The following is a 2,173-nucleotide window of genomic DNA, read 5'->3' as shown; positions in this document are numbered from 1 at the left end:
GCAAAATAGAAATTTGATTTAAAGGAGTTTAATCCACAAACAAATAAGAAAATTACAGTTGCAAATTCTATACCTGGGTAGAGTAGATTTATGGGGATTGAAATTTAATAATAAAATTTTATATGTATTAAACTCTTTAATAGGTTCAATAGCTTTAATTTATTTATTTAAAAATATATTTAATAATATTAAGTTTTTAAGTTACTTAGGAAAAAACACTTTAATAATAATGGGAACTCATCAAATATTAATTAAGATAATTGAAGTATTTACGAAATATGAAAGATATAATATGAGTATATCTTTTGTTATATTTTTAATAAATATACTATTAGAAATACCAATAATATATTTAATAAATAATTATTTACCTTGGATATTAGGAAGATCTAGTAGAAAAGAAACATTAAAATTATCTTAAATATTAAGTTATTTATAGAAATTTAATTATGTATTGATTTTGTAAGTTTATTAACATTTAGAAGAAAATAGAATGATAAAATTGGGTATGTTTGCAGGGTAATAATTGGAATGATAAAGAGTTTTCAAGGATTAAGAGTAACAGCTATGTTATTCATTTTCTTTTTTCATTTTAAAGTTTATGGTCAAGGAATAGGGGGAAGGATTTACAATAAATTATTTTCAGATGGATATTTTGCTGTTACTTTCTTTTTTGTATTATCTGGATTTTTAACTTTTAGAAATCTTAAAAATGATAAATTTTCTTTAAATATTAGGAAAAGTTTTAAGTACATGCTAAATAAAATAAAAAAATTATATCCACTATATGCAATAATGATAGTTATAGTATTTATAGTAAATGTTACATCAGAAAAAATTTTTAAATGGACTATTTTGAGTATTCCTAGTTTTATGTTAATACAAAGCTTTATACCAACAAGTATTGTGTATTTTTCTTTTAATGGTGTAGGATGGTATATTTCTGTATTAGCATTTTGTTATTTATTGTCATATACTTTTATGTCTAAGATAAATAATAAAAATATTTTAAGAAATATTTTTATTATTTATGTTTTTCAACTAATTTGTGTTTTTTTAGGACGAAATAGTTCTATAAATCAATGGTTATTTTATATAAATCCATTGTTTAGAAGTTTAGATTTTTTCCAAGGTATGCTTTTAGCTGCATTCATTAATGAACATAGGAATATAAAATTGAAAAACTTATCTTTTATTGAAATGACATTAGTTATAATATTTACAATTCAATATTTATTTTTATCAAAATATGTTCCGCAAGCATTTAAATGGGGAGTATATTATTTGCCAATAATATTGTTAATTATGGCTATTTTTTATTATGAAAAGGGGATAGTTTCTAGATTCTTAGGAAATAAATTATTTTTAAAGATTTCTGAATTTAGTTTTGAATTTTATATGATTCATCAATTTGTAATATCACAATGTAGGGTATATTTAAAATTTAACGAAAAAGTATTACTAATAGTAACATTTATTATAACAATAGCTATTTCTAATATTATAAAAAAATGTCAATTGTGATTTTTAATAATAAAATAAAGTATAATTTAGGAAATATAGATGGTATAAGTATAAGGGGAAAATAAAAATGAATAATGAAAAAATAATTTTAAAAGAATTAGATTATTTAAAAGTAATGGGAATATTATTGGTTGTTATAGGTCATTGTACATCAATATATACAGGAGGATGGGTATTTACATCACCAGTCAATTCACCTATCTATGCTTTAATAGCATCATATGTATATACATTTCATGTACCAATGTTAGTATTTGTCTCAGGAGCAATTTATTATTATTGCAGAATTAATAAAGGTAAATATAGTAGTCTAAAAGTCTTAATAATAAATAAACTTAAGAGATTAATATTACCTTTTTTATTTGTAGGGATACTTTACTCAATTCCAATAAAGTATATTATAGGAATGACAGAAGGAAATATATTTAGTAATATAAAATCTTTTATATTAGGATTAAATACCGGGCATTTATGGTATTTATTAATGTTATTTGATATATTTATAATATTTTATTTGTATGAAAAGTTTATATTGAATAAAAAATATTCAATAATATTAAATTTAATATTATTTAGTATATTATATATTTCTTCAGGATTTTTCACCAACATATTTCAAATTAATAGAGCAATTCAATATAGTATTTTC

Annotated in this window: 3 protein-coding genes; all 3 read left to right on the top strand. The window is 20.4% G+C overall.

The window, feature by feature from the left end:
• The first annotated feature begins 97 nt into the window (after positions 1 to 97).
• On the top strand, positions 98 to 421 hold the full coding sequence (locus tag HCG70_RS17215; RefSeq protein ID WP_221698076.1) for a hypothetical protein: 324 nt from the start codon (positions 98 to 100) through the stop codon (positions 419 to 421).
• 110 nt (positions 422 to 531) lie between these two features.
• Positions 532 to 1,524 (top strand): acyltransferase, encoded by a 993-nt coding sequence (locus HCG70_RS17210; RefSeq protein ID WP_196048871.1) that lies wholly within the window; start codon positions 532 to 534, stop codon positions 1,522 to 1,524.
• Positions 1,525 to 1,591: 67 nt separating this feature from the next.
• Positions 1,592 to 2,173, top strand: a 582-nt coding sequence (locus HCG70_RS17205) for an acyltransferase family protein (protein WP_221698075.1), incomplete at its 3' end; no start/stop codon positions are given.

The organism is Clostridium sp. K04 (assembly GCF_019734375.1).
Taxonomy (GTDB): domain Bacteria; phylum Bacillota; class Clostridia; order Clostridiales; family Clostridiaceae; genus Clostridium; species Clostridium saudiense.
This window is presented reverse-complemented; position numbering and strand designations above follow the sequence as displayed.

Coding starts and splice junctions, on each gene's coding strand:
- HCG70_RS17210 (WP_196048871.1), top strand. CDS start 532: ATGATAAAGAGTTTTCAAGGATTAAGAGTAACAGCTATGTTATTCATT.